This window comes from Burkholderia thailandensis E264, assembly GCF_000012365.1.
GTDB lineage: Bacteria > Pseudomonadota > Gammaproteobacteria > Burkholderiales > Burkholderiaceae > Burkholderia > Burkholderia thailandensis.
This window is the reverse complement of sequence record NC_007650.1, coordinates 997639-1021360: the sequence shown is the minus strand read 5'-3', so window position 1 is coordinate 1021360 and position 23722 is coordinate 997639. Positions and strand designations below refer to the sequence as shown.

The following is a 23722-nucleotide window of genomic DNA, read 5'->3' as shown; positions in this document are numbered from 1 at the left end:
GCGTTTCATGCAAAACGCGGCGCGCATCCGGACACGACCGTCGCCCGCGAGCGACAACGAAGAGGAGAACCCAACATGACCACGAACGGATCCGTCGCGCCGAAAGAGCGGGTCAACATCGTCTATCGCCCGGCCACGGGCGACGCGAAAGCGGAAGTCGAGCTGCCGCTGAAGGTGCTCGTGCTCGGCGAATTCTCGACGGCCGACGACAAGCCGCCGATCGAGGAGCTCGCCCCCGTGAACGTCGACAAGGACGATTTCAACGACGTGATGAAGGCGCAGCGCCTGACGCTCGCGCTCAGCGTGCCGAACCTGCTCGACGATCAGGCGGGCGAGGACGATCGCCTGAGCGTCGCGCTCGGATTCGAATCGATCGCCGACTTCTCGCCCGACGCGATCGTCGAGACGGTGCCCGAGCTGAAGCAGCTCGTCGCGCTGCGCGACGCGCTGAAGGCGCTCAAGGGCCCGCTCGGCAACATCCCGGGCTTTCGCAAGCGCATCCAGGAAATCGTCGCGGACAAGGGCGCGCGCAAGCAACTGCTCGACGAACTGGGCCTCGACGAACAATGAACCGCGACACGGAACGGACGACCATGGAAGGCGAACACCTGTACTCCCCGAAAAACGACGACGCGCCGCCCGCGCCGGCGCCCGATTCACCCGCATCGCTGCTCGACGAGCTGATCGAGGCCGCGCGCGTGAAGCGCGACGAGGAAGCGTATCCGATCACGCGCCACGGCATCGAGGCATTCGTCGCGCATCTGGCGCGGCCGAAGCGCCCGATCGAGACCGTGAGCCAGGCGACGATCGACGACATGATCGCCGAGATCGACCGCAAGCTGTGCCGGCAGGTCGACGCGATCCTCCACCACCCGGATTTCCAGCAGCTCGAATCGACGTGGCGCTCGCTGAAGTTCCTCGTCGAGCGCACGGATTTCCGCGAGAACATCAAGATCCAGTTTCTCGACGTCGGCAAGGCGGCGCTCCTCGACGATTTCGACGATTCGCCCGACATCACGAAATCCGGCCTGTACCAGAAGGTCTATGCGGCCGAGTACGGCCAGTTCGGCGGCCAGCCGATCGGCGCGATCGTCGCGAACTATACGTTCGGGCCCGGCGCGCAGGATGTGAAGCTGCTGCAATACGTCGCGAGCACGTCGGCGATGGCGCACACGCCGTTCATCGCGGCGGCGGGCCCCGCGTTCTTCGGCATCGATTCGTTCGGCAAGCTGCCGAACGTGAAGGATCTGGCTTCGCTGTTCGAGGGGCCGCAGTTCGCGAAGTGGAACGCGTTTCGCGAAAGCGAGGACGCGCGCTACGTCGGCCTCACGCTGCCGCGCTTCCTGCTGCGGCTGCCGTACGGCGCGAACACGACGCCCGTCAAGCGCTTCAATTACGACGAGCGCGTCGACGGCGGCGACGCGGATTTTCTCTGGGGCAACGCCGCGTTCGCGTTCGCGACGCGGCTCACCGCGAGCTTCGCCGACTATCGCTGGTGCGCGAACGTGATCGGCCCGAAGGGCGGCGGCACGGTCGCCGATCTGCCGCTCTATGCGTACGAGGCGATGGGCGAGATCCAGAACAAGATCCCGACCGACGTGCTGATTTCCGAGCGCCGCGAATTCGAGCTCGCCGAGCAGGGGTTCATCGCGCTCACGATGCGCAAGCACAGCGACAACGCCGCGTTCTTCTCCGCCAATTCGACGCAAAAGCCGAAGTTCTTCGGCATCAGCAAGGAAGGCAAGGATGCCGAACTGAATTACCGGCTCGGCACCCAGCTGCCGTACATCTTCGTCGTCAACCGGCTCGCGCATTACATCAAGGTGATCCAGCGCGAGAACATCGGCACGTGGAAGGAGCGCGGCGATCTCGAGCAGGAACTCAACCAGTGGATCCGCCAGTACGTCGCGGACATGGACAACCCGACCGAGGGCGTGCGCAGCCGCCGGCCGCTGCGCCAGGCGGAGATCTTCGTGTCGGACGTCGAGGGCGAGCCGGGCTGGTACCGCGTCGACATGAAGGTTCGGCCGCATTTCAAGTACATGGGCGCGTCGTTCACGCTGTCGCTCGTCGGCAAGCTCGAGAAGCGCTGACGGCGCGCACCCGTCCCGGCCCGCGCCGAATGTTTCATCCGTGACGCTCGGGCGGCGCGCCGAAACGAAAATCCAATCCGCGCCGCCCAAAATCGTTTCACGTCGGCGGCCCTGCATCGGGCCGCGACGCTCATCAATCCGGTGCGCCGCGCGGCGCGCCGCCACACCAGGAGGAATTCGCCATGCCGATGCCGTGCTATCTCACGCTCGAAGGGCAAACCCAGGGCAGCATCGAGGGTTCCTGCGACATCCAGGGCCACGAGGGCAAGATTCTCGTCCAGGCCGTCGAGCACACGATCGAGATCCCGAAGAGCCCGCAAACGGGCCTGCCGACCAGCAAGCGGCTCCACGGGCCGATGACGCTGACCAAGGAGATCGACAAGTCGTCGCCGAAGCTGTCTCAGGCGCTCGCGTCCGGCGAGCAGATGAAGTCGGTCGTGCTCGAGTTCTACCGGATTCTGAAGGAAGGCAAGGAAGAGCACTACTACACGGTCAAGCTCGAGAACGCGATCCTCACGAGCATCCGCTCCTGGACGCCGAACTGCCTCGTGCTCGACAACAAGCAGCTCGGCCACATGGAAGACGTATCGTTCACGTACGAGAAGATCACGTGGACCTACGTGCCGGACGGCATCGAGGCCGAGGACTCATGGCGCGCGCCGAAGGTGTGAGCGCCCGCCTGCCGGCGCGCGCGCCCGCCCGCGCGCCGTCGGGCGAGCGCCGGCTGCTCGAGCGGATCGCGGACCGTGAAGCGGGCGGCGAGCGCTCGCCGTCCGCCGACGCGCTCGCGCGCTCGATCATCGATCATCTTCGCCGCATCCTGAACACGCGGCAAGGCCACGTGCCGATCGATCCGGCCTTCGGCGTGCCGGACTTCACGAATCTCGCGGGCGGCTTCGCGCAAGGCTCCGCCCGCGAGATCGAGGCGCAGATCGAGCGCGTGATCGCGTGCTACGAGCCGCGGCTGAAATCGCCGCGCGTCACGCTCGCCGAGCGGGCGCTCGACGCGGCGACGCTGCACTTCAGTCTCGACGCGCGGCTCGTGCTCGACGCGCGCGAAGTTCCGGCGCGCTTCCTGACGACTGTCAGCGGCAACGGAAAGATCGATATCCGAACCATTTCCTGAGCGCGCGCGATTTCGCCGCGCGTCCATCATGGCCACCACCACGCTGAATCGCTATTACGAGGACGAACTCGTCCGCCTGCGCGAGCTCGCCGCCGAGTTCGGCCGCGCGCACCCGCTGCTCGCGCCCATGCTCGGCGCGCCGTCGGGCGACCCGGACGTCGAGCGGCTGCTCGAAGGCGTCGCGTTCCTGACGGGGCTCGCGCGGCAGAAGCTCGACGACGGCCTGCCGGAACTCGTGCAGGCCCTCGCGAACCTACTGTTTCCGCACTCGCTGTGCCCGGTTCCGGCGGCGACGCTGATCGCGTTCGAGCCGCGCGGCGCGTTGCGCGAGCGCGCGGTGGTGGCGGCCGGCACCGAGATCGAATCGATGCCTGTCGACGGCACGGCCTGCCGGTTCCGCACGTGCGGCGACCTCGACGTCGAGCCGATCGCGCTCGCCGGCTGCCGTTTCGTGCCGCCGGCGGACGGCGGGCCCGCGCTGCGGCTCGACTTCGAGATGCTCGGCATCGACGCGAGCGAATGGGATGCGACGCGCATCCGCCTGTTCGTCGGCGGCGAGCGGCTGCACGCGAGCCGGCTGTTCGCGTTCCTGATGCAGCACGTCGTATCGGTCGACATCGCGAGCGGCCCGCCGGAGCTGCCCGGCCCCCGCTGCACGCTCGGCGGCCGCGCGCTGCGCGCGGCGGGCTTCGACGACGCGCTGCTGCCCTGCCCCGAGCGCGCGTTCCCCGGCTTCAGGCTGCTGCACGAATATTTCGCATACGCCGAGAAATTCCTGTTCGTCGAGCTGAGCGGCATCGAGCGCTGGCGCACCGCGCGCTCGGGCTCGCAGTTCAGCGTGCGGCTCGCGCTCGATTGCGCGCCCGACTGGCTGCCCGGCATCGAGCGCGACAGCTTCCGGCTGAACGTCGTCGCCGCGCTGAACCTGTTCGCGCACGAGGCGGTGCCGATCCAGCACGAGCACCGCGCGACCGACTACCGGCTGCAACCCGAAGGCGACGCGCACGGCCACTGCCGGATCTACTCGGTCGATCGCGTGGTCGGCTATCGCCCCGGCCATCCGGTCGATCGGCATTACGTCGCGTTCGGCGCGGCGGGCGACGGCGCGCTCACCGCGAGCTACCGGCTGATTCGCCGCGCGGCGCTCGACGGACGCGGGCACGACGTCCATCTGGCGCTCGCGTATCCGCCCGGCGAGGCGCTCGCGGCGGAAACGCTGTCGATCGGCCTGTCGTGCACGAACGGCACGTTGCCCGCGCGCCTGAGGATCGGCGACGTGTGCCGCCCGACCGACAGCTCGCCCGAGCGCTTCGCGTTCGCGAACATCGCGCCCGTGAGCCCGCCGCTCGACCCGCCGCTCGGCGAGCCGCTGCTGTGGCGAACCATCGGCCATCTCGCGCTGAATTTCCTGTCGCTCGGCAACGTCGACAACCTGAAGCAGATGCTCGCGCTGCATGCGTTCGGCGAGCGCGGCGACGCTGCGCGCGCGCAAGCCGACCGCCGCCGCATCGACGGCATCGAAGCGGTCGACGTGCGCGCCGAGACGCGGATCGTCGGCGAGCGGATGCTGAGCGGCCAGCACGTCGCGCTGCGCTGCCGCGCTCACGCGTTCGGCGGCGCGGGCGAGCTGTATCTGTTCGGCTGCGTGCTCGAGCGCTTCCTGGCCGAATACGCGGCGCTCAACACGTACACGCGAGTCGAGATCGACGCGTCGCCTGATGACGGGCGCTTCGCATGGCCGCCGCGGATGGGGGCGCAATGCCTGCTCTAGAACCGGTGCTGCTCGGCGAGGCCAAGCACTTCGCGTATTTTCAGGCGATCAGGCTGCTGCGGCGCATTGTCCGCGAACGGCGCGAGCATCACGCAGGCGCGGCGAGCGCGCCCGCCGCGCCGATGCCGATCCACACGCGGCCGAATCTCGCGCTGTCGTTCCCGGACACCGACGTCGAGCGCATCGATAAGGCGGACGACGGCGGCTACCGCGTCGTCGCGAACTTCTTCGGGCTGTACGGCGTGTCGTCGCCGCTGCCGACGTTCTATACCGAAGACCTGATCGACGAAGCGTTCAAAGGCCGTCACGCGGCGCGCGGCTTTCTCGACGTGCTGCATCGCGCGCTCTATCCGCTGCTGTTCGACGCGTGGCTCAAGCATCGGCTGTCGCTGCGCATCGTCGAGGAGCGCGACGCGCACGCGCTGCGCCCGCTCTACGCGCTCGCGGGCGTCGATGCGCGCATCGCGCGCGACGCGGGCCTGCCCGAGCACGCGCTGCTGCGCCATGTCGGGCTGCTGAGCCAGCGGCCGCGCTCGGCGTCCGGATTGCGCGCGCTGCTCGCCGACGCGTTCGCGCCCGCGGCGGTCGACATCGAGCCGTGCGTGCCGCAGTGGCTGCCGATTCCCGACGATCAGCGCACCCGCGTCGGCGCGCGCGCGCATCGGCTCGGCGTCGACGCGCGCGTCGGCGCACGCATGCGCGACGACGGCGCCCGGCTGCGGATCGTGCTGCGCGACGTGCCCGGCCCGCTGTTTCGCGCGCTGATGCCGGGCGGCGACGCGTTCCGACGGCTGCGGTTTCTCGTGCGCCTCTATCTGACGCAGCCGTTCACGGTCGACGTCGCCATCCGCGTGCGCGCGCGCGACGCGCTCCCCGCGCGCTGCGGCGGCGGCGCGTGGTCTCGCGTCGGGCTCGACGCGTGGCTGGGCGGGCCGCCCGCCGAACGCGCGGCAGCGCCCCAATTCCGTCTTCCGACCTCCCTCTTTGATCAAGCGAGACCCCATCATGCTGCTGGTTGACCTGAAGCCTTTGATCGAACGGCTCAACCCCTATTGCCGGACGGCGCTCGAAAACGCCGTCGGCGCCTGCGTCGCGCGCCGGCACGACGACGTCGCCGTCGAGCATCTGCTCGCGCGGCTGTGCGACGAGCCGTCGGCCGATGTCGCGCTGCTGCTGCGCGCGAGCGGCGCCGATGCCGCGCGCCTGCGCCGGCAGGCCGACGCGGCGCTCGACGCGCGGCCGGCGGGCGGCGGCGGCCGTCCCGCGTTCGCGCCGTCGCTGCTCGCGCTGCTGCAGGACGCGTGGCTGATCGCGTCGCTCGAGCTCGGCGAGACGCAGATCCGCTCGGCGGCCGTGCTGGCCGCCGCGGTCGCGCGCGCCGCGCGGCAGCCGTCGCGCGGCGGCGACGACATGCTGCAGTCGCTGCGCAGGGACGCACTCGTCGCGCGCTTTGCGCACGCCTGCGCGCAATCAATCGAATCGCGCGGGCCGGGCGCGCGCGACGCCGCGCCGGGCGACGCGAACGATACGCCCGGCGCACACGACGCCTCGAGCGCGATCGCCCGCTATTGCGAGGACTTCACCGCGAAAGCGCGCGCGGGCCGGATCGATCCGGTGTTCGGCCGCGATGCGCAGATCCGCCAGATCGTCGACATCCTCGCGCGGCGGCGCAAGAACAATCCGGTGTGCGTGGGCGAGCCGGGCGTCGGCAAGACGGCCGTCGTCGAGGGGCTCGCGCTGCGGATCGCCGAAGGCGACGTGCCGGCTGCGCTGCGCCACGCGACGCTGCTCGGCCTCGATCTCGGGCTGCTGCAGGCGGGCGCGAGCGTCAAGGGCGAATTCGAGCAGCGGCTCAAGCGCGTGATCGCCGAAATCCATGCGTCGCAAGCGCCCGTCGTGCTGTTCGTCGACGAGGCGCACACGCTGATCGGCGCGGGCGGCCCGGCGGGCGCGTCCGACGCGGCGAACCTGCTGAAGCCCGCGCTCGCGCGCGGCGAGCTGCGCACGATCGCGGCCACCACGTGGAGCGAATACAAGAAGTACTTCGAGAAGGACGCGGCGCTCGCGCGGCGCTTTCAGCCGGTGAAGCTCGACAGCCCGGACGTCGCGACGTCGGTAATGATCCTGCGCGGCCTGAAGGAGCGCTATCAGGACGCGCACGGCGTGACGATCCGCGACGACGCGCTCGTCGCCGCGGCCGAGCTGTCGGAGCGCTACATCACCGGCCGCCAGTTGCCGGACAAGGCGATCGACCTGCTCGACACGGCCTGCGCGCGCGTGAAGGTGCGCCAGCAGACGAAGCCCGCCGCGCTGGAGGACGCCGAGCGCGCGATCCAGGCGCTCGAGCGCGAGCGGCGCGCGCTGCGGCGGGATCTGGCCGAGCGATGCGCGCCGGACACGCCGCGCGTCGCCGACATCGATCGCGAGCTCGCCGCGCTGTCCGCGCGCGCCGACGCGCTGAGCGAAGCGTGGGCGGCGCAGCGCGACGCGGCGCAAGCGCTCGTCGAAGCGCGCCGCGCGTGCCGGGCGATCGCGGATGCCGCCGAGGCGGCCGAGACGGCCAGCGCGAGCGGTGTTGCCGGTGTGGCCGGTGTGGCCGCCGCAGCGGATGTCGCCCCTGGTGCCGAGGCCAGCGCCGACGCACGCGAGCGCGCCGCGCGCGCGCTCGCCGACGCGACCCATCGTTTCGAGCATGCGCGGCGCGACGCGCCGCTCGTGCGAATCGATGTCGATCCGGAAGCGATCGCCGACGTCGTGGCCGACTGGACCGGCATCGCGGCCGGCAAGCTGCGCCGCGATCGCGCGAACGTGATGCTGCGGCTCGCCGATACGCTCAAAGGCCGCATCCGCGGCCAGGATCACGCGATCGAGCAGATCTCGGAAGCCGTGAAGGCGGGCGCGGCCGGCGTCCACGATCCGCGCCGCCCGCTCGGCGTGTTCCTGCTCGCGGGGCCGTCGGGCACCGGCAAGACCGAGACCGCGCTCGCCGTCGCCGACGCGCTGTTCGGCGACGAGCGCTCGATCGTCGTCGTCAACATGAGCGAATTCCAGGAGCGGCACGACGTGAGCCGGCTGATCGGCTCGCCGCCCGGCTACGTCGGCTACGGCGAAGGCGGGATGCTGACCGAGGCGGTGCGCCAGCGGCCCTATTCGGTCGTGCTGCTCGACGAAGTCGAGAAAGCCCACCCGGACGTGCTGAACCTGTTCTATCAGGTGTTCGACAAGGGCTCGCTGTGCGACGGCGAAGGCAAGGAAGTCGACTTCGCGAACACGGTGATCTTCCTCACGTCGAATCTCGGCGCGGACGTCATCGCCGATCTCGCGGCGCGCGGCGGCCGCCCCGATCCGGACGCGATGCGCGCGGCGATCCGGCCGGCGCTGTCGCGCCATTTCAAGCCGGCGCTGCTCGCGCGAATGACCGAGATTCCGTATGCGACGCTCGCGCCCGACACGCTCGCCGACATCGCGCGGCGCAAGCTCGAGCGCATCGCGGCGCGCGTCGCCGCGCAGCACGCGACGCGCGTCGTCTACGACGAAGCCGTCGTCGCGCATGTCGCCGCGCGCTGCACCGAGGTCGAATCGGGCGCGCGCAGCGTCGACTTCATCCTGCAACGGCACGTGCTGCCCGCGCTCGCGCAGCACGTGCTCGTGTGCGCGGGCGATGCGACGCCGATGGCCGCGATCCGGATCGCAATCGACGCCAACGGCCGCTTCGTCGTCTCGACCGACGAGCCGGCCTGCTCCGGCGGGCGGAACGCGGCCGATGCGCTCGACGGGCCCGACGCATCCGATACGCCCAACGCGCCCAACGCGCCCAACGCGCCCAACGCGCCCAACGCGCCCAACGCGCCCAACGCGCCCAACGCGCCCAACGCGCGCTGACGCCCCCGCTGCCCAGGAGTTCCCGATGTCTTCGTCCCATCGACACTACGCCGACACGGCGCTCGCGGATGTCGCGGCGCTCACGGATGCCGCGTCGCGCGCCGACGCCGCGCCGCTCGCGAACGCGCGACGCTTCACGTTCGCGAGCACCGCGTACGACGCTGCCACGTTCGACGTCGTCGACATCGACGGCCGCGACGCGATCTCGCAGCCGTACCGGTTCGAGATCACGCTCGTGAGCAGGAGTGTGCGGATCGACTTCGCGAAGATGCTGAGTTGCGAGGCGACGCTCGCGATCCTGCCGCCGTTCGGTGAGGCCGGCACGACCCGCTATGCCGGCGTGCTCGCCGAATTCGAGCAGAAGGAACGCTTTCGCGACTTCACCGTCTATCGCGCGGCGCTCGTGCCGCGCCTCTGGCGCCTCTCGCTGTACAAGGCGTCGGACGTCTACCTGAACGAGCAGACGATTCCCGATATCGTCAAGCGCGTGCTGCGCGCCGCGTCGTTCGGCAAGCGCAATTTCCGCATGCGGCACCGCGGCGTCTACCGCAAGCGCAGCTTCGTCTGCCAGTACGACGAGAGCCATCTCGATTTCGTGTCGCGCTGGATGGAGAAGGAAGGCCTCTACTACTACTTCGAGCATGACGGCCGACGCGAAAAGCTCGAGATCGTTGACGACCGCCGCGACCAGCCCGGCCCCGCCGACGATCTCGCGCTGCGCTACCTACCCGCCACCTGTCTCGACGCGGGCATCGAATCGGACCGCGTGCAGGCGTTCGCATGCCGCGCGACGCCGCTGCCGCGCGAGGTCGTGCTGCGCGATTTCAACCACCGCAAGGCGGAGCTGTCGCTCGAAGTCCGCGAGCACGTGGCGCACGACGGCGTCGGCGAGCGGGTATCGAGCGACGAGCATTTCCACACGAAGGACGAAGGGCGGCGCTACGCGAAGCTGCGCGCCGAGGCGCTCGTTTGCGAAGGCCGCCGTTTCGCCGGCGAATCGACCGCGGCCGGGCTGCGCGCGGGCCGCTTCTTCGCGCTCTCGGGCCACTACCGCAAGGACTTCGACGGCCGCTATCTGGTGACGGCGGTCACGCATCGCGGCTCGCAGGCGCACCTGCTGTTTCCCGATCTCGACGCGCCGTTCGGCGCGACGCCGGGCGAGCCCGTCTACCGCGCCGAGTTCGAGGCGATCGCCGCCAACCTCCAGTACCGGCCGCCGCGCACGACGCCGAAGCCGCGCGCGGCGGGCGTCGTCAGCGCGATCGTCGACGGCGAGGGCAGCGGCAAGCGCGCCGAACTCGACGAACACGGCCAGTACAAAGTGCGCTTTCCGTTCGCGCACACCGCGCATCCGACGAACAAGGCCTCCGCGCGCATCCGGATGGCGACGCCCTATGCGGGCGACGACCGCGGCATGCATCTGCCGCTTCTGAAGCGCACCGAAGTGAAGATCGCATTCGACGGCGGCGATCCGGACCGCCCCGTGATCGTCGGCGCGGTGCCCAACTCGTCGCACCGCAGCGTCGTCACGCGCAGCAACCCCGACGCGCACCGGATCCTCACCGAGCACAACCAGCTCTACATGAAGGACGGCAGCGGCGCGGCGACGTGGCTGCACGCGCCGAACAACCACATCGGCATCGGCGCGGTCGGGCCGGGCGACGGCCTCGCGCTCCTCACGTCCGGCAACAAGTTCGATTTCTCGCTCGGCAACGCGTACAGCTTCTCGGGCGGGCTCAAGTGCTCGGTGTCGATGGGCGGCAACACCGACATCTACGTCGGCGTGCGCAACAGCCTCGACGTCAGCGCGAACTTCCTGACGACGCTGCAGGGCAACCTGCGCTGGATGCTGCCCGGCAGCCGAAGCTTCGAGATCAACGACAGCGCGTCCACGCTGCTGCAGACGCTGCACAAGCAGTCCGCGACGGGCGCGATCCGGCTGTCCGCCGGGCAGGACGCGTCCGCGCTGCTGCAAAAGCAGCTCGACAAGCTCAAGGGCACGGTGCGCAAGTTCATGATCGTGTCGGGCCTCGCGAACGCCGGAGCCGCGGCCACCGCTGCGGGGCTCATCAAGGGCGGCGGCGCGCTCGCCGATCTGCCGTGGGCGGGCTTCGGCGTGTCCGCCGCGCAGTTCGCCGGCGCGACCGGCTTCAGCACGGCGCTGATGGCGACCTCGCGCACGCTGCTCTCGAAAATCGCGAAGCTCCAGGAGGCGTTGCCGCTCGTCGCCGATCTATCGCTCGACAAGCAAGGCATCGCGCTCGCGGCGAAGAACCTCACGCACGCGACGCGGATGTCGCTCACCGTCGACGGCGTCTCGTGGTCGACGCACGCGAAGGGGCCGGGCGCGGCAGGCGCCGCGATGAGCGTCGGCAAGGGCCGCTGGGGCGTCGAAGCGGCGGAGCACGCGCATGTCCACGCGAATGACACGCTGCTGTTCGCCGTGCCGGCCGACCCAACGAGCAAGTTCGACCTCAAGGAGCTGATCGGGCTGCGCCGCGATCTCGACGAATGCGTGAAGGGTATCGCCGATCTCGAAGCCGACATTTCGGAAAACGAAGTGCTTTCGACCGATCAGAACACGTTCGGCGTCGGCGCGCTCGTGCCCACGCCGCCGTCGCCCGCCAATGCGGTCGCGGCGGTCGCGATCAAGGCGAAGGAAGCGAAGCTCGTCGAGCTGAACGCCAAACGCAAGCTCGTCGCGACGAAGATCGACAACCTCCAGCAGAAGCTCGCGAAGCACGCGAAGAACCTGAGCGCCGCGCGGATGAGCGCGTCGGACGCGGAAGTCGGCTTCAAGGGCAACCGGCTCGTCGCGACGGCCGAAGGCGTCACGCTCGCGCATGCGCAGGGCAAGGCGAAGCTCGACGTGCGCGAGGCGAAGATCGGCGTCGAGGCAGGCAAATCGAGCCTCGAGCTCGACGAGAGCAAGCTCGCGGCCGGCTGCGGCGGCGCCTCGCTGAAGCTGGGCAGCGACGGCGCGATCGACGTGCGCGCGACTAACGTCAAGCTGAACGGCAGCGCGTCGCTGAAGCTCGACGGACAGTTGATCCAGCTAGGCTGACCTGCTCATTCGGCCCGCTCATTCGTTCGGATTCCATCATGAAAATCGTCAAACCCGAGTCGCTCGCCCTGCTGTGCCGGACGCTGCGCTTCGAAGGAATCGACCGGCTGTCGATCGGCGCGCTCGCCTGCTTTGCGCTGCGTGCCGACGCGCCCGCCGGCCCCGGCGATCTCGCGCCCGAAGCCTCGCTCTGGCAGGTCGCGCGGCAGTGGCTCGGCGAACACGCGCCGCTCGACGACGGCTTGCCGAAGCCGTCGGGCGAATTTCTCGTCTACGGCGATGCATGCGCGCCGCCGGGCCGTGACCGCGCCGCGCGCGCGCCGTTCGCGGTGCGCGCGCGCATCGGCGCGGCATGCAAGGAACGGCTCGTCGACGCGCGCGACGCCGCCGGCCGCGCGCTCGCCGAATTTCGCGCGCTGCCGCCGTCGCATCCCGAGCGCTCGCGCGATCTCGGGCCGTTCGACGAACGCTGGCTGGCCGCGCGCTGGCCTCACCTGCCCGCCGGCACGCGCGCCGAGCATTTCCACACCGCGCCGCGCGACCAGCGTATCGCCGGATTCTGGCGCGGCGACGAAGACATCGAACTCGTCAACCTGCATGCGGACCGGCCGGCCATCGCCGGCGCGCTGCCGCGCGTGCGGGCGCGCTGCTTCGTCGAGCGATGGGTGGGCGGCGTCGCGCGCATCGACGCGTGCCCGATGCGCGCGGAAACCGTCTGGCTGTTCCCCGGCGCGGCGTGCGGCATCGTCCTGTATCGCGCGCTCGTCGCGATCGACGATGAAGACGGCGACGACGTCGTGCGCGTGATCGCCGGCTGGGAACACGCCGACGCGCCGCCATTGCCCGACGAAGCGTATATCGGCCGGCCCGCGCCCGAAGACGAAGGATCTCGCCCAGCGCTCGCCCCCGCCGCGGCGCCCGCAGCGATTGCCGACGACGATGCGCGCGCCGATGCCGGCGACGCCGCCGACCGCGCGCCGGGCGCGCCGGCATCGGCCGCGCACGCGCATTCGCCGGCGGCCCCGGAATCGTCCGCGGAACCGCCCGCGCCGGATCTGTCCGCGCTCGAACGGGATGCGGCCGCGCTTGCCGCGCAAACCGACGCGCTGCTCGCCGCGGCCGGCCTGACCGAAGCCGACGTCGCGCGCCTGCTGCCGCCGCGCGATGCGCCCGCCGACATGACCCTGGACGAACTCACCGCGCTCGCGGCGGAACTCGACGCACGAACCGCGCAATGGCAAGCGCAGTACGACGCGGCCGCAGCCGAACGAGACGAGGCTTCATCGCCCGCTTCGCCGAATTCGGCGGCAGCGCACGACGCATCGCTCGCCGACCTGCTTCGGCAAGCCGATGCGCAGATCCGCGCGCTCGTCGATCAGCACGGCTTGTCGCGCGCGCAGATGGAGGCGGCCGCGCGGGACCGGCCTGAGCTTGCCGCGCTCGCCGACGCGCTCGATGCGCTCGATGCGCCGCTCGACATCGATGCGCTGACGGCGGGCCTTGCCGCGCCCGCGGGCGACGAAGCGATCGTCGAACCGGATGCGCCGGCCGGGCCGGACCGGCCAGCGGGCGCGGACCGGCCCGCCGACGGCGCGCCCGCGTCGATGCACGCCGCCGCGCCGTCGGCCGGCGACGCGCCGCCCGCGGAGCCGCTCACGCGCGAGCAGGTGATCGAGCGCCACGCGCGCGGGCTCGGCTTCGCCGGCCTCGACCTGAGCGGCCTCGATCTGTCGTCGGCCGCGCTCGAACGCGCGGACTTGCGCGACGCCCGCATCGAACGCACCTGCTTCGCCGGATGCCGGCTCCGCGGCGCGTCGTTCGAGCGCGCGCTGCTGTCGCGCGCCGATTTCTCGAACGCGGACCTGCGCGAGGCGACCTTCGTCGACGCGTCCGCGCCCGGCGCATCGTTTCGCGGCGCCGCGCTCGATCGCGCGCGCCTGGCGCACGCCGACTTCACCGGCGCAGACTTCACGCGCGCGTCGCTCGCCGACGGCCATTGCGCGCACGCGCGATTCGACGAGAGCGCGATGACGCAGCTCGCCGCCGCGCGGCTCGACGGCGCGCATGCGAGCTTCGCGGGCTGCGCGCTCGATGCCGCCGACTTCACGTCGGCGCGCATGCCGCGCGCGAACTTCCAGCACGCGACGCTCACGGCCGCCACGTTCGCGTTCGCGCAGTGCGACGGCGCCGAATGGTACGGCGCGCAAGCGTCCGGCGCGCAGCTTCGCTCGGCGTCGCTGCGCGGCTCGCGCGCGGACGCGTCGACATCGTTCCGGCAAGCCGTCCTGAGCGGCGCGGCGCTCGACGACGCGAACTGGGACGGCGTCGACCTGCGCTACGCGAATCTGCACAAGGCGACGCTCGATCGCGCGAGCCTCGCGCGCGCGATCGCGAGCGGCGCGCAACTGACGCTTTCTCTCGCGCGGCGCGCGGATCTGACGAAGGCCGACCTCACGCACGCGGACGCGCGCTTTTCGAACCTGCAAGGCGCGTCGCTGCGCCGCGCGCGGCTCGACGGCACGCAACTGCAATCGAGCAACCTGTACGGCGCCGACTGCTACGGCACCGCGCTCGGCCGATCGCAGCTCGCCGGCGCGAACGTCGAGCGAACGCTCTTCGTCGTGCCGGGCCGCCCCGAACTCGCGTCATCCCGCTGATTCATTCGACTCGACCCATGTCCGACACAGTTCACGCGGCGCTCGCCGCCCTCACCGACACCCGCACGCTATCCGGCGTCGATCTTTCGGATGCCGATCTTTCCGGCCTCGACCTGTCCGGCTGCACGCTCCACCGCGTGATCCTGCGCGGCGCGAACCTGTCGGCCGCGCAGCTCGACGCGACGCGCTGGCTGCATTGCGACCTGACGGGCGCGCGCGTCGACGGCGCGACGCTCGGCGAATCGAGCTGGCATGCGGTCGCGCTGCGCGGCGCGAGCCTGCGCGCGACGACGGGCGACGCGTTCGCGATGACGGACGCCGACCTCGGCGGCGCGACGCTCACCGACGCGCTGTGGGCGCGCGCGACGTTCGAGCGCGTCGATTTCTCCGCCGCGCAGTGCGCGCGCGCGAAGCTGCTGCGCTGCGAGGCCGCCGATTGCCGCTTCGAGCGCACCGATTTCTCGAGCGCGGAGCTCGAGCGTTTCTCGGCAATGCGCGCCGACCTGTCGAGCGCGCGCTTCGACGCCACTCGCCTGACGAATGCGCTCTTGTGCGAAGCGGATCTGCGCGGCCAACGCTTCGCGCGCTGCGATCTGACGATGACGCATTTGAACGGCGCGACGCTCGCCGGCAGCGATTTCAGCGGCACATCGCTCGTGCAGACGATGTTCTTCGCAGCCGATCTCGAAGGCGCGACGCTCGCCGGCGCGCGCGGTCGCCATGTGCGCTTCGCGGACGCGACGCTTGTCGGCGCGCGCCTCGCCGAGGCCGTGTTCGACGAATGCGATTTCGCGCGCGCGCGATTGTCGTCGGCGAACGCGCGCGGGCTGCGCGCGCGGATGTCGCTGTTCTCGCACGCCGATTGCGCGGGCGCGACGCTCGCGGGCGGCCACTTCGTCTACTGCGACTTCTCGCACGCGACGCTGTCGCGCGCCGACTGCACCGACGCCGATTTCTCGCACGCGAACCTGCACGGCATCGACGATCGCGCCGCCCGCTGGGACGGCGCGTGCAAGACAGGCGCTTGCGCGACCGATCCCACACTCGCGCTGGCCGAACGATGGACCGCGCCCGAACGATGACTCACGACTCTCGCGCTTCGATGACGACCATGCCTTCCTTCTACTCCTGCTCGTGCGCATCCGCATCCTCTTGCGCTGGCGCGGCCGCGCCGCGGCCCCCCGCCGACGCCCCATCCGCGCCCCACGCCGATGCGTCGCTGCGCGCGTGCCGCGTGACGGGCCGCGCCGGCGACTGGCTGTCGCTCGACGATCCGGCCGGCCGCGCGCGCCGCGCCGACGGCTGCCTGCTCGTGCCCGACCTCGGCGACCACGTGCTGATCTGGGCGCCGGCCCACGCTCGCTCGCACCCCGGCGGCGACGCGAGCGGCGCGCCGCACGCGTACGTGCTCGCCGTGCTGGCGCGCGCCGGCGCGCCACGGGCCGCGCTCGCGCTGCCGGGCGGCGTCGCGCTCGAAGCCGGCGCCGACGGGCTGCGCATCGACGCGCCGCGCATCGCGCTCGCGGCGCGCGAGCGGATCGATGCGTGCGCGCCGCGCTTCGACGTCAGCGCGCATCGCGCGCGCGTGCACGCCGCGCATCTCGACGCACGCGCGCAGTCCATCGACGGCCGCGCGCACGACGTACGCCTTGTCGCGCGCCGCTTCACGTCGACGATCGGCCGCGCGCTCCACACGCTCGGCGATTGCTTTCGCCGCGTGTGCGGCGTCGACGATTTGCGCGCCGCGCGCGCGCGCTGGCGGATCGACGAGCGCGCGCACCTTCACGCGCGCGACGTCGCACTGCTCGCGGACCGCCACGTCGGCATCGACGGCGAGCGCATCGATCTCGGCTGATTTTCCTCTTTCGATTCGGAGTTCCAACATGTTTGTCGTCACCACCGCCTCCGGCCTGTGCATGAGTCCCGCCGACGTCTGCAAGACACCGACGCCGGGCGGCCCCGTGCCCATCCCGTATCCGAACACCGGCCTGCCGATGATGGCCGCGTCGATCACGACGAAAGTGCTCGTCTGCGGCATGCCCGCGCTCACGAAGAAATCGACGATCCCGATGACGAACGGCGATCAGCCGGGCACCGCCGGCGGCGCGGTGTCCGGAAAGATCATGGGCAAGGTCGAATTCGCGGCAGGCAGCGCGAAGGTGAAGCTCGAAGGCAGCCCGGCCGTGCGACTGACGACGCCGACGAAGCACAACGACGGCAACGCGACGGGCGCCGTGCTGCAGCCGAGCCAGCAGAAAGTGATGGTGATGAGTTAAGGCGCGGGCATGAGCGATCGACGGATTTTCATGCCGGCGGCAGCGCAAGCGCGCCGGCCGACGCAACCGGCGCAAGCTTGCCGATCATCACGGCAGTTGCGGCCACGCCGCGCATGCGCGGCGCGCGCGTGCGCGGCCACGCTCGCCGCGCTGGCCGCGCTGGCCGGCTGCGCGGCCGGCGTCACCGAGGAGCAGGCGCGCGCCGACGTGCGATGGGACTACGCGCCCGACGCGCTGCGCATCGACATCGACGCGTCGCCACGGCTCAACGAATACCTGAACGCGCCGCACACGTTGCTGCTCGCGGTGTTCCAAAGCGCGGACGCGCGGACGTTCCGCCAGCTCGCCGACGATCCGGACCGGCTGCGCATGACGCTCGCGGCGGGCGGCCCCGCGACGGACTTCATCCAGACGACGCGCTACGTGGTCGAGCCGGGCGCGCGCGTCGCGCTGTCGATCGATCGTGCGCAGCAGGCGCGCTACGTCGGCATCGTCGCCGGCTACTACGACGCCGACAGCCCGCGCGCCGCGCGCCTCTTCGACGTGCCGCTGCGAATCGACAAGCGCGGCTGGTTCTCGTCCACCTACCGCGCCGCGCCGCGAACGCTCGGGCTGAAGCTGCGGCTCGGCGCGCAGAGCATCACCGACGCGCGCGAAGCCCCGCTGAACCTGCCGCCGCCGGGCGCGCGCGCGTGGACGACGCTCGACGGCGGCGCGAAAACGCTGACGCTGCCGGCCGGCGACGCGAACGGAAGCGAAAACGGCGGCGGCGGCGACGAAAACGACGCCTCCGCCCACGCGCCGCGCAAGCGATGACGCGACACGCATCACGAACCGGAACGAACGACATGGACAACGTCTATTGGCATCAGGGGATGCTGCTGCAACCGCAACATTTTCAGTTGGCCGAACTGCACCAGCAGTTTCGCATCGAGCCGTGGCTCGCATCCGCCCCCCCGCATTTCTGGGGCGTGGGCGCGCTGTCGATCGCGCAGGCCGCGATCGATCGGCGCGTGGTCGAGATACGCTCGGCGCAGTTGCTCTTTTCCGAGCGAAGCTACGTCGAATATCCGGGCAACGCGGTCGTCGCCGCGCGCGCGTTCGATCCCGCGTGGCTCGACGACGGCCGCGCGCTCGTCGCGCACGTCGCGCTCAAGCGGCTCGCGCGCGGCGCGAACAACGTGACGGTTGCGGCCTCGCCCGACGCGCTGCCCGACGCCCCGACGCGCTACGCGACGCTGCCGTGCGCCGACGAGATCGGCGACCTCTACTCCGACCATCCGGGCGCGCCTGTGCGCACGCTCAAGCACGTGCTGAAGATCGTGTTCGGGCACGAGCTCGACGCGCTCGCCGGGCACGAGACGATCCCGATCGCGCGGATCGTGCGCGACGGCGAACGTCTGCGGCTCGACGACGATTTCGCGCCGCCGTGCTACGCGGTCTCGGGCTCGCGCGCGTTGCTCGACCGGGTTCGCTGCATTCGCGACGAGCTTGCGGGCCGCGCGCGGCAGCTGCAGCAGTACAAGAATCCGCGCGAGATGCAGCGCGCCGAGTTCGACGCCAGCTACGCGGCGTTCCTGCTCGCGCTGCGCTCGCTGAACCGCTTCGGCCCGCTGCTGTTCCATCTCGCCGAATGCGACCGGCTGCATCCGTGGACGGTCTACGGCGTGCTGCGGCAACTCGTCGGCGAGCTGAGCGCGTTCTCCGAGCGCTTCGACATGCTCGGCGAGACGCCCGATGCGCGCGGCGGCCTGCCGCCGTATGACCACCTCGATCTCGGCGGCTGCTTCTCGCGCGCGCACGCGCTGATCGGCCACCTGCTCGATGAAATCTCGGTGGGCCCGGACTGCGTCGCGACGTTCGAGCCCGACGGCGAGCGGCAGCCCGCGCAGCGATCCGCGCAACTGCCGCCCGACGTGTTCGCGGATCGCCACCTGATCTATCTCGCGATCCGCAGCGCGCACGATCCGGACACGCTCGCGCAACGCTTCCTGCTCGGCGGCCGGATCGCCGCGACCGACGAGATGCCGCAGCTCGCCGCGCTCGCGCTGCCGGGCGTCGAGCTGACCCGCCTGCCCGGCGCGCCGCCGCGGCTGCCGCGCCGGGGCGATGCACGGTATTTCCGGATCGAGCAGACCGGCCGCCCGTGGGACGCGATCCGGCGCGACGGCCGCGTCTCGCTGCGCTGGGCCGACGCGCCGGACGATCTGCACGCGGAACTCGTCGCAGTGAGGCACGCATGATGAAGCTGTCCGATTCGATGATGCCGCTCGTCGCCTATGCGCGGCAGCTCGCGCAATCGCCGCGCGGCGACGCCGCCGAAGTCGCGCTGCGGCTCGACATCCTGATCGAGCGCGCGCGCGACCAGGCGGCGTGCGCCGGCGCGCCCGAAGCCGACGTCGACGACGCGCTGTTCGCGGTGTGCGCGTGGATCGACGAGGCGCTGCTGAACAGCGGCTGGAACGACGCCGAGCGCTGGACGCTGAGGCTGCTGCAAAAGCGTTACTTCGATACATCGCACGCGGGCGTCGTGTTCTTCGAGCGCCTCGACGCGCTCGACGGCGCGCGCGCGGACGTGCTCGACGTCTATCTGCTGTGCCTGCAGCTCGGCTTTCGCGGCCGCTACGGCTACGACGGCGGCAGCGGGCCGCTCGACGCGATCCGGCAGCGCGCGCTCGACGCGCTGTCGGCGCACGCGCCGCCGTGCGCCGCGCACGCGCTGCCGTTTCCCGCCGCGTATCCGCACGCCGAGACCCAGCCCGGCGCGCACGCCATCGCGGCGAAGGCGCGCGCGCGCCGCCGCATCGCGCTCGCCGGACGGAACTTCGGGCTGCCGCTCGCGATCCTGCTGTCGCTTTATCTGATCTATCACGCCGTCATCGTGCGGATGGTCGACTCGGTATTCCCGAGGCTGCAATGAAGACGCTTTGCTCGATGCTCGCGCGGATCGCCGCGCTGATCGCGCTCGCCGCGCTCAGTTGGGCGACCGCGCTCTATTTCGACTGGCCGTGGTGGGGCGCGCCCGCCGTGTTCTGCGCGGCGCTCGCCGTTTGGCCGCTGTTTGGCGTCGCGCGACGCGCGCTGCGCGCCGTTCGCGCGCGCGCGCAGCTCGCGAGGCTCGACGGAGCCAAGCGCCTGCCCGCCGATCGCGACGCGCCGCTGCGGCGCGTCGTCGCGCGCTGGCGCGCGGCGCTCGATGCGCTCGAACGCGCCGCGCCCGCGCCGGGCCTGCGCGGCCGGCCGCGCGACGCGCTGCCCTGGTATCTCGTGATCGGCCGCGCGGGCGCGGGCAAGACGACGGCGCTCGCGCGCGCGCGCATCGCGTCGCCGCTGCGGCGCGCGCGCCACGACGCGAGCCTCGCCCCTACCGAGGATTGCGACTGGTGGTGCTTCGACGATGCGGTCGTGCTCGACCTCGCGGGCCGCTTCGCCGAGCCCGACGCGACCGACGACGACCGCCGCGCATGGGGCGCGCTGCTCGAACAGCTCGGCCGCGCGCGCGCGCGCCGGGGCATCAACGGCGTCGTCGTCGCGATCGATGCGCCGCGCCTCGTCACCGCAGATCGCGACGCGTTGACGATCGACGGCTGCGCGGTTCGCGAGCGGCTGGAGCAACTGATTCGCCTGTTCGACCGGCGCTTTCCGGTCTATGTGCTCGTCACGCAATGCGACCGGCTCTACGGCTTCGACGAATGGGCCGCGCAGCTCGCGCCGGAGCAACGCGAGCGCGCATTCGGCTATCTCGGCGATCACGATGCGGATGCGTTCGTCGCGCACGCGCTCGAGCATGTCGACGCGCGGCTCGCCGCGCTGCGCATCGCGCTGGCAGCGCGCGGCGAGCCGCCGTCGCCGCGCGCGCTGATGCTGCCGCACGAACTCGCGCGCTTGCGGCCCGCGCTCGAAGCGCTCGCGCGCGCGGCGTTCGGCCCGAACGTCTATCAGGAAACGCCGTATCTGCGCGGGCTGCTGTTCTCGAGCGGCCGGCAGGCGGGCGGCGCGCCGTCGCTGACGCTGCCCGACTGGCTCGACGCCGCGCCGGCGCGCACGCCCGGCGACGCGGGCCTGTTCCTGCACGACGTGTTCGCGCGCGTGCTGCCGGGCGAGCGCGACGCGTCGCGGCCCGTCGAGCGGCCGAGCCGCTCGCGGCTGACGCCGCGGCGTCTCGCACTGGCCGCGTGGCTCTTCGCGTGCGTCGCGGCCGGGCTGCTGATGAGCGCGTCGTTCGTCGGCGACATCCGAACGGTCGAGCTGATCCGCCGCGACTATCCCGCGCATCCGCGCTTCACGGGCGAGCTCGCGCACGATGCGGCGACGCTCGCGCGGATCGCTCGCGTGATCGCCGACGTCGAGCGGTGCGACGAGCGGCGGCTCGTGCGGCGGCTCGCGCGCCCGATCGCCGACGCGACGCCTGTCGGCCGGCTCGAAGCGCAGCTCAAGCGCCGCTACATCGCGCATTATCGACGCGCGATCGAGCCGGCCGCCGACCGGCTGCTCTTCGGCGAGCCGGACGGCGCGAGCGGCGCGCGCGCGGCGGACGACGGCGACATCGCCGTGCGCATCCGCAATCTGGTCCGCTACGTGAACCTGATGCAGGCGCGCCGGCGCGGCGCGGATCGCGAGACGCTCGCGCGCATGCCCGCGCCGGCGCTCGCGCGCGCGCGGGATGGCGGCGGCGCAAGCCGCGCGGACGGCGCGCGGAGCGCCGGCGGCATGAGCGACACCGGCGACTCGGGCGACACGAGCGATCGCACCGGCAGGCTGTCCGCGCTTATCGGCGCGCTCGCCGTAGACCGGATCGCGTGGAGCGCGCCCGACGACGCCACGCTCGCCGCGCGGATCGCGGCCGCGCAGGCGCAGCTCGAACGGCTCGCGTACCGCGACCCGGACGGCGCATGGCTGCTCGCGCTGCCCGACGCATCGGCGCCGCGCGACGTGACGCTCGCCGACTTCTGGCCGGCCGCCGCGCCGCGCACGCCGCCCCCCGAGCCGCGCGACGCGCGCGTTCCCGCCGCGCTGACGGCCGCGCATCGTCCGGCGATCGACGCGTTTCTCGACGAGATGGCGCAAGCGGTCGCGAACCGGCCGAAGTTCGCGTTCCATCGCGACGCGTTCGACACGTGGTATCGCGCGCGGCGCATCGACGCGTGGCGCGACTTCGTCGCGCGTTTTCCGCAGGGCGAGCAAGGGCTCGCGACGCAAGCGCAATGGCGCGCGGTGATCGACACGATTGCCGATCGCCGCGATCCGTTCGCGGCATTGCTCGCGCGCGTCGATCGCGAGTTCGAATCAGTTCGCGACGACGCGCTGCCGCCGTGGCTGCGGTTCGTCCGGACGGCGTCGCGCATGCTCGCGCCCGCGCGCGTGCCCGCGGCGAGCGGCGGCCTCGGCGCGGCGCTCGGCTCGATCTCGCGCAGCGGCGGCCGCGCGCTGCGCGAGGCGCTCGGCGGCGCGCCCGAGCAAGGCCGGCGCACGCTCGAGCGCGACGCCGCGCTGCGCGACGCGCTCGTCGACTACGAGCGGCGCGTCGCCGCGCTCGCCGCCGACGCGCTCGCGGGTCCCGGCGCCGCGTACCGGCTCGCGGCCGACTTCCACGGCTTCGGCGTCGATCCGTCCGTCGAGGCATCCGCGATGCGCGCGGCCGACGATGCGCTGCGCGACGTCAAGCGGCTCGCGGGCGAGCGCGATGTCGGCGGCGACGTCGTCTGGAGCCTCGTCGGCGGTCCGCTGCACGCGGTGATCGCGTATGTCGAGCGGCAGGCGTCGTGCGCGCTGCAAGAGGACTGGGAACGCGACGTGCTGTGGCCGCTCAGGCGCGCGGCGACGCGCGAGGACGCCGACGACCGGCTGTACGGCCCGCAAGGCGCGTTCTGGGCGTTCGTCGACGGCCCGGCGAAACCGTTCGTGCGCGTCGGCGCGGCGCGCGCGTCGGCGGTCGACACGCTCGGCTACCGGCTGCCGTTCACCGACGCGTTCCTGCCGCTCGTCGACGACGCGGCCGCCCGGCGCGTCGCGCAGGCGCGGCGCGCCGACGAGCAGCGCGCGCGACAGCAGGCGGCGGCCGAGCTCGACGAGCGGATCGCTTCGCTCGGCAAGCAGATCGACGCGATCCGCGCGCAGACGGTGCGCATCGAAATCGTCGCGCAGCCGACCGACGTGAACCCGGAAGCGCGAGCGCGGCCGTTCGAGACCGTGCTGACACTGCAATGCGCGCCGCAGGCGCGCACGCTCGCGAACTACAACCTGCGCGTGTCCGAGCGGATCGACTGGCAACCCGATCAATGCGGCGACGCGACGCTGCGCATCGCGCTCGGCGGCGTCACGCTCACGCGCCGCTACGCGGGACCGCTCGGCATCGCGCGCTTCGTCCAGGACTTCCGCTACGGCGTGCGCCGCTTCACGCCCGGCGATTTCCCGGATGCGAAAGCGCAACTCGAACGTCTCGGCGTGCGCCACGTCGACGTGCGCTACGACTTCTCGGGGCACGACGCGCTGCTCGCGCACGTCGAGCGGATCGACGCGCTCGAACGCGCCCGCCGCGACGACATCGCGCGGCAGCGGCGCATCGCGAGCCGGCAGGACGACGGCGCAAGCGACAGCGGCGCGGCCGCGATCGCGCGTGCGGGCGGCTTCGCCGCGAACCCGGCGAACCCGGCGAACACCGCGCGCGCACCGTCCGCATCGTCCCGATCGTCGCCATCGCCCGCGCCGGGCGCATCGGCCCCATCGGGCACGCCGGATGCCGGATTGCCCCGCCGCATCGGCGCGTGCTGGGGCGATCCCGCGCGCGACGGCGGCATGCGCCCTTGATTTACCGGACTTTCGCCCCGGCGGCGCGTGCGCGGCCGCCGGGGCG

General features: G+C 71.8%; 16 protein-coding genes. All 16 read left to right on the top strand.

Annotated features, from left to right (window positions below; genetic code table 11):
- The first annotated feature begins 75 nt into the window (after positions 1–75).
- The 16 genes from tssB (at position 76) to BTH_RS04440 (ending at position 23676) form a co-directional block, all read left to right on the top strand.
- Complete coding sequence (gene tssB, locus BTH_RS04515; protein ID WP_009896198.1) at positions 76–570, top strand: type VI secretion system contractile sheath small subunit; 495 nt, start codon at positions 76–78, stop codon at positions 568–570.
- Positions 567–2093: a type VI secretion system contractile sheath large subunit gene (tssC, locus tag BTH_RS04510; RefSeq protein WP_009896197.1), complete on the top strand. Its 1527-nt coding sequence runs from the start codon at positions 567–569 to the stop codon at positions 2091–2093. Before tssB ends, tssC begins: the two co-directional genes overlap by 4 nt.
- Positions 2094–2275: 182 nt before the next feature.
- Positions 2276–2764: an Hcp family type VI secretion system effector gene (locus tag BTH_RS04505; protein WP_009896195.1), complete on the top strand. Its 489-nt coding sequence runs from the start codon at positions 2276–2278 to the stop codon at positions 2762–2764.
- On the top strand, positions 2743–3219 hold the full coding sequence (tssE, locus tag BTH_RS04500) for a type VI secretion system baseplate subunit TssE (RefSeq protein WP_009896194.1): 477 nt from the start codon (positions 2743–2745) through the stop codon (positions 3217–3219). The genes BTH_RS04505 and tssE overlap by 22 nt, the downstream gene beginning before the upstream one ends.
- A gap of 28 nt (positions 3220–3247) precedes the next feature.
- Entirely contained in the window at positions 3248–4990 is a 1743-nt protein-coding gene (tssF, locus tag BTH_RS04495) for a type VI secretion system baseplate subunit TssF (RefSeq protein ID WP_009896193.1), read from the top strand.
- The gene (tssG, locus tag BTH_RS04490; protein WP_009896191.1) at positions 4978–6009 is read left to right on the top strand and encodes a type VI secretion system baseplate subunit TssG; all 1032 of its coding nucleotides are present in this window, start codon (positions 4978–4980) and stop codon (positions 6007–6009) included. Before tssF ends, tssG begins: the two co-directional genes overlap by 13 nt.
- Entirely contained in the window at positions 5996–8872 is a 2877-nt protein-coding gene (gene tssH, locus BTH_RS04485; RefSeq protein ID WP_009896189.1) for a type VI secretion system ATPase TssH, read from the top strand. The genes tssG and tssH overlap by 14 nt, the downstream gene beginning before the upstream one ends.
- A gap of 25 nt (positions 8873–8897) precedes the next feature.
- On the top strand, positions 8898–11936 hold the full coding sequence (locus BTH_RS04480; RefSeq protein ID WP_009896187.1) for a type VI secretion system Vgr family protein: 3039 nt from the start codon (positions 8898–8900) through the stop codon (positions 11934–11936).
- Positions 11937–11974: 38 nt separating this feature from the next.
- Positions 11975–14593 carry a type VI secretion system accessory protein TagAB-5 gene (locus BTH_RS04475; RefSeq protein WP_009896186.1) on the top strand — a complete coding sequence of 873 codons (2619 nt, stop codon included), beginning with the start codon at positions 11975–11977 and terminating at the stop codon, positions 14591–14593.
- Between the two features lie 17 nt (positions 14594–14610).
- Positions 14611–15675, top strand: coding sequence for a type VI secretion system accessory protein TagB-5 (gene tagB-5, locus BTH_RS04470; RefSeq protein ID WP_009896184.1), 1065 nt, complete (start codon positions 14611–14613; stop codon positions 15673–15675).
- On the top strand, positions 15654–16448 hold the full coding sequence (locus tag BTH_RS04465) for a DUF3540 domain-containing protein (protein WP_011401055.1): 795 nt from the start codon (positions 15654–15656) through the stop codon (positions 16446–16448). Before tagB-5 ends, BTH_RS04465 begins: the two co-directional genes overlap by 22 nt.
- 28 nt (positions 16449–16476) lie before the next feature.
- On the top strand, positions 16477–16869 hold the full coding sequence (locus tag BTH_RS04460) for a DUF4150 domain-containing protein (RefSeq protein ID WP_009896180.1): 393 nt from the start codon (positions 16477–16479) through the stop codon (positions 16867–16869).
- Positions 16870–16878: 9 nt separating this feature from the next.
- On the top strand, positions 16879–17685 hold the full coding sequence (tssJ, locus tag BTH_RS04455; protein ID WP_011401053.1) for a type VI secretion system lipoprotein TssJ: 807 nt from the start codon (positions 16879–16881) through the stop codon (positions 17683–17685).
- A gap of 32 nt (positions 17686–17717) precedes the next feature.
- Positions 17718–19112 (top strand): type VI secretion system baseplate subunit TssK, encoded by a 1395-nt coding sequence (gene tssK / locus BTH_RS04450; protein ID WP_009896176.1) that lies wholly within the window; start codon positions 17718–17720, stop codon positions 19110–19112.
- The gene (locus tag BTH_RS04445) at positions 19112–19789 is read left to right on the top strand and encodes a DotU family type IV/VI secretion system protein (RefSeq protein WP_025370195.1); all 678 of its coding nucleotides are present in this window, start codon (positions 19112–19114) and stop codon (positions 19787–19789) included. The genes tssK and BTH_RS04445 overlap by 1 nt, the downstream gene beginning before the upstream one ends.
- Positions 19786–23676, top strand: a complete 3891-nt coding sequence (locus BTH_RS04440) for a type VI secretion protein IcmF/TssM N-terminal domain-containing protein (protein ID WP_009896173.1) — start codon at positions 19786–19788, stop codon at positions 23674–23676. Before BTH_RS04445 ends, BTH_RS04440 begins: the two co-directional genes overlap by 4 nt.
- The last annotated feature ends 46 nt before the right edge of the window (positions 23677–23722 follow it).

Excerpts from the sequence above, each read along its gene's own strand:
- tssB (WP_009896198.1), top strand. The coding sequence starts at position 76 with ATGACCACGAACGGATCCGTCGCGCCGAAAGAGCGGGTCAACATCGTC.
- tssC (WP_009896197.1), top strand. The coding sequence starts at position 567 with ATGAACCGCGACACGGAACGGACGACCATGGAAGGCGAACACCTGTAC.
- BTH_RS04505 (WP_009896195.1), top strand. The coding sequence starts at position 2,276 with ATGCCGATGCCGTGCTATCTCACGCTCGAAGGGCAAACCCAGGGCAGC.
- tssE (WP_009896194.1), top strand. The coding sequence starts at position 2,743 with ATGGCGCGCGCCGAAGGTGTGAGCGCCCGCCTGCCGGCGCGCGCGCCC.
- tssF (WP_009896193.1), top strand. The coding sequence starts at position 3,248 with ATGGCCACCACCACGCTGAATCGCTATTACGAGGACGAACTCGTCCGC.
- tssG (WP_009896191.1), top strand. The coding sequence starts at position 4,978 with ATGCCTGCTCTAGAACCGGTGCTGCTCGGCGAGGCCAAGCACTTCGCG.
- tssH (WP_009896189.1), top strand. The coding sequence starts at position 5,996 with ATGCTGCTGGTTGACCTGAAGCCTTTGATCGAACGGCTCAACCCCTAT.
- BTH_RS04480 (WP_009896187.1), top strand. The coding sequence starts at position 8,898 with ATGTCTTCGTCCCATCGACACTACGCCGACACGGCGCTCGCGGATGTC.
- BTH_RS04475 (WP_009896186.1), top strand. The coding sequence starts at position 11,975 with ATGAAAATCGTCAAACCCGAGTCGCTCGCCCTGCTGTGCCGGACGCTG.
- tagB-5 (WP_009896184.1), top strand. The coding sequence starts at position 14,611 with ATGTCCGACACAGTTCACGCGGCGCTCGCCGCCCTCACCGACACCCGC.
- BTH_RS04465 (WP_011401055.1), top strand. The coding sequence starts at position 15,654 with ATGGACCGCGCCCGAACGATGACTCACGACTCTCGCGCTTCGATGACG.
- BTH_RS04460 (WP_009896180.1), top strand. The coding sequence starts at position 16,477 with ATGTTTGTCGTCACCACCGCCTCCGGCCTGTGCATGAGTCCCGCCGAC.
- tssJ (WP_011401053.1), top strand. The coding sequence starts at position 16,879 with ATGAGCGATCGACGGATTTTCATGCCGGCGGCAGCGCAAGCGCGCCGG.
- tssK (WP_009896176.1), top strand. The coding sequence starts at position 17,718 with ATGGACAACGTCTATTGGCATCAGGGGATGCTGCTGCAACCGCAACAT.
- BTH_RS04445 (WP_025370195.1), top strand. The coding sequence starts at position 19,112 with ATGAAGCTGTCCGATTCGATGATGCCGCTCGTCGCCTATGCGCGGCAG.
- BTH_RS04440 (WP_009896173.1), top strand. The coding sequence starts at position 19,786 with ATGAAGACGCTTTGCTCGATGCTCGCGCGGATCGCCGCGCTGATCGCG.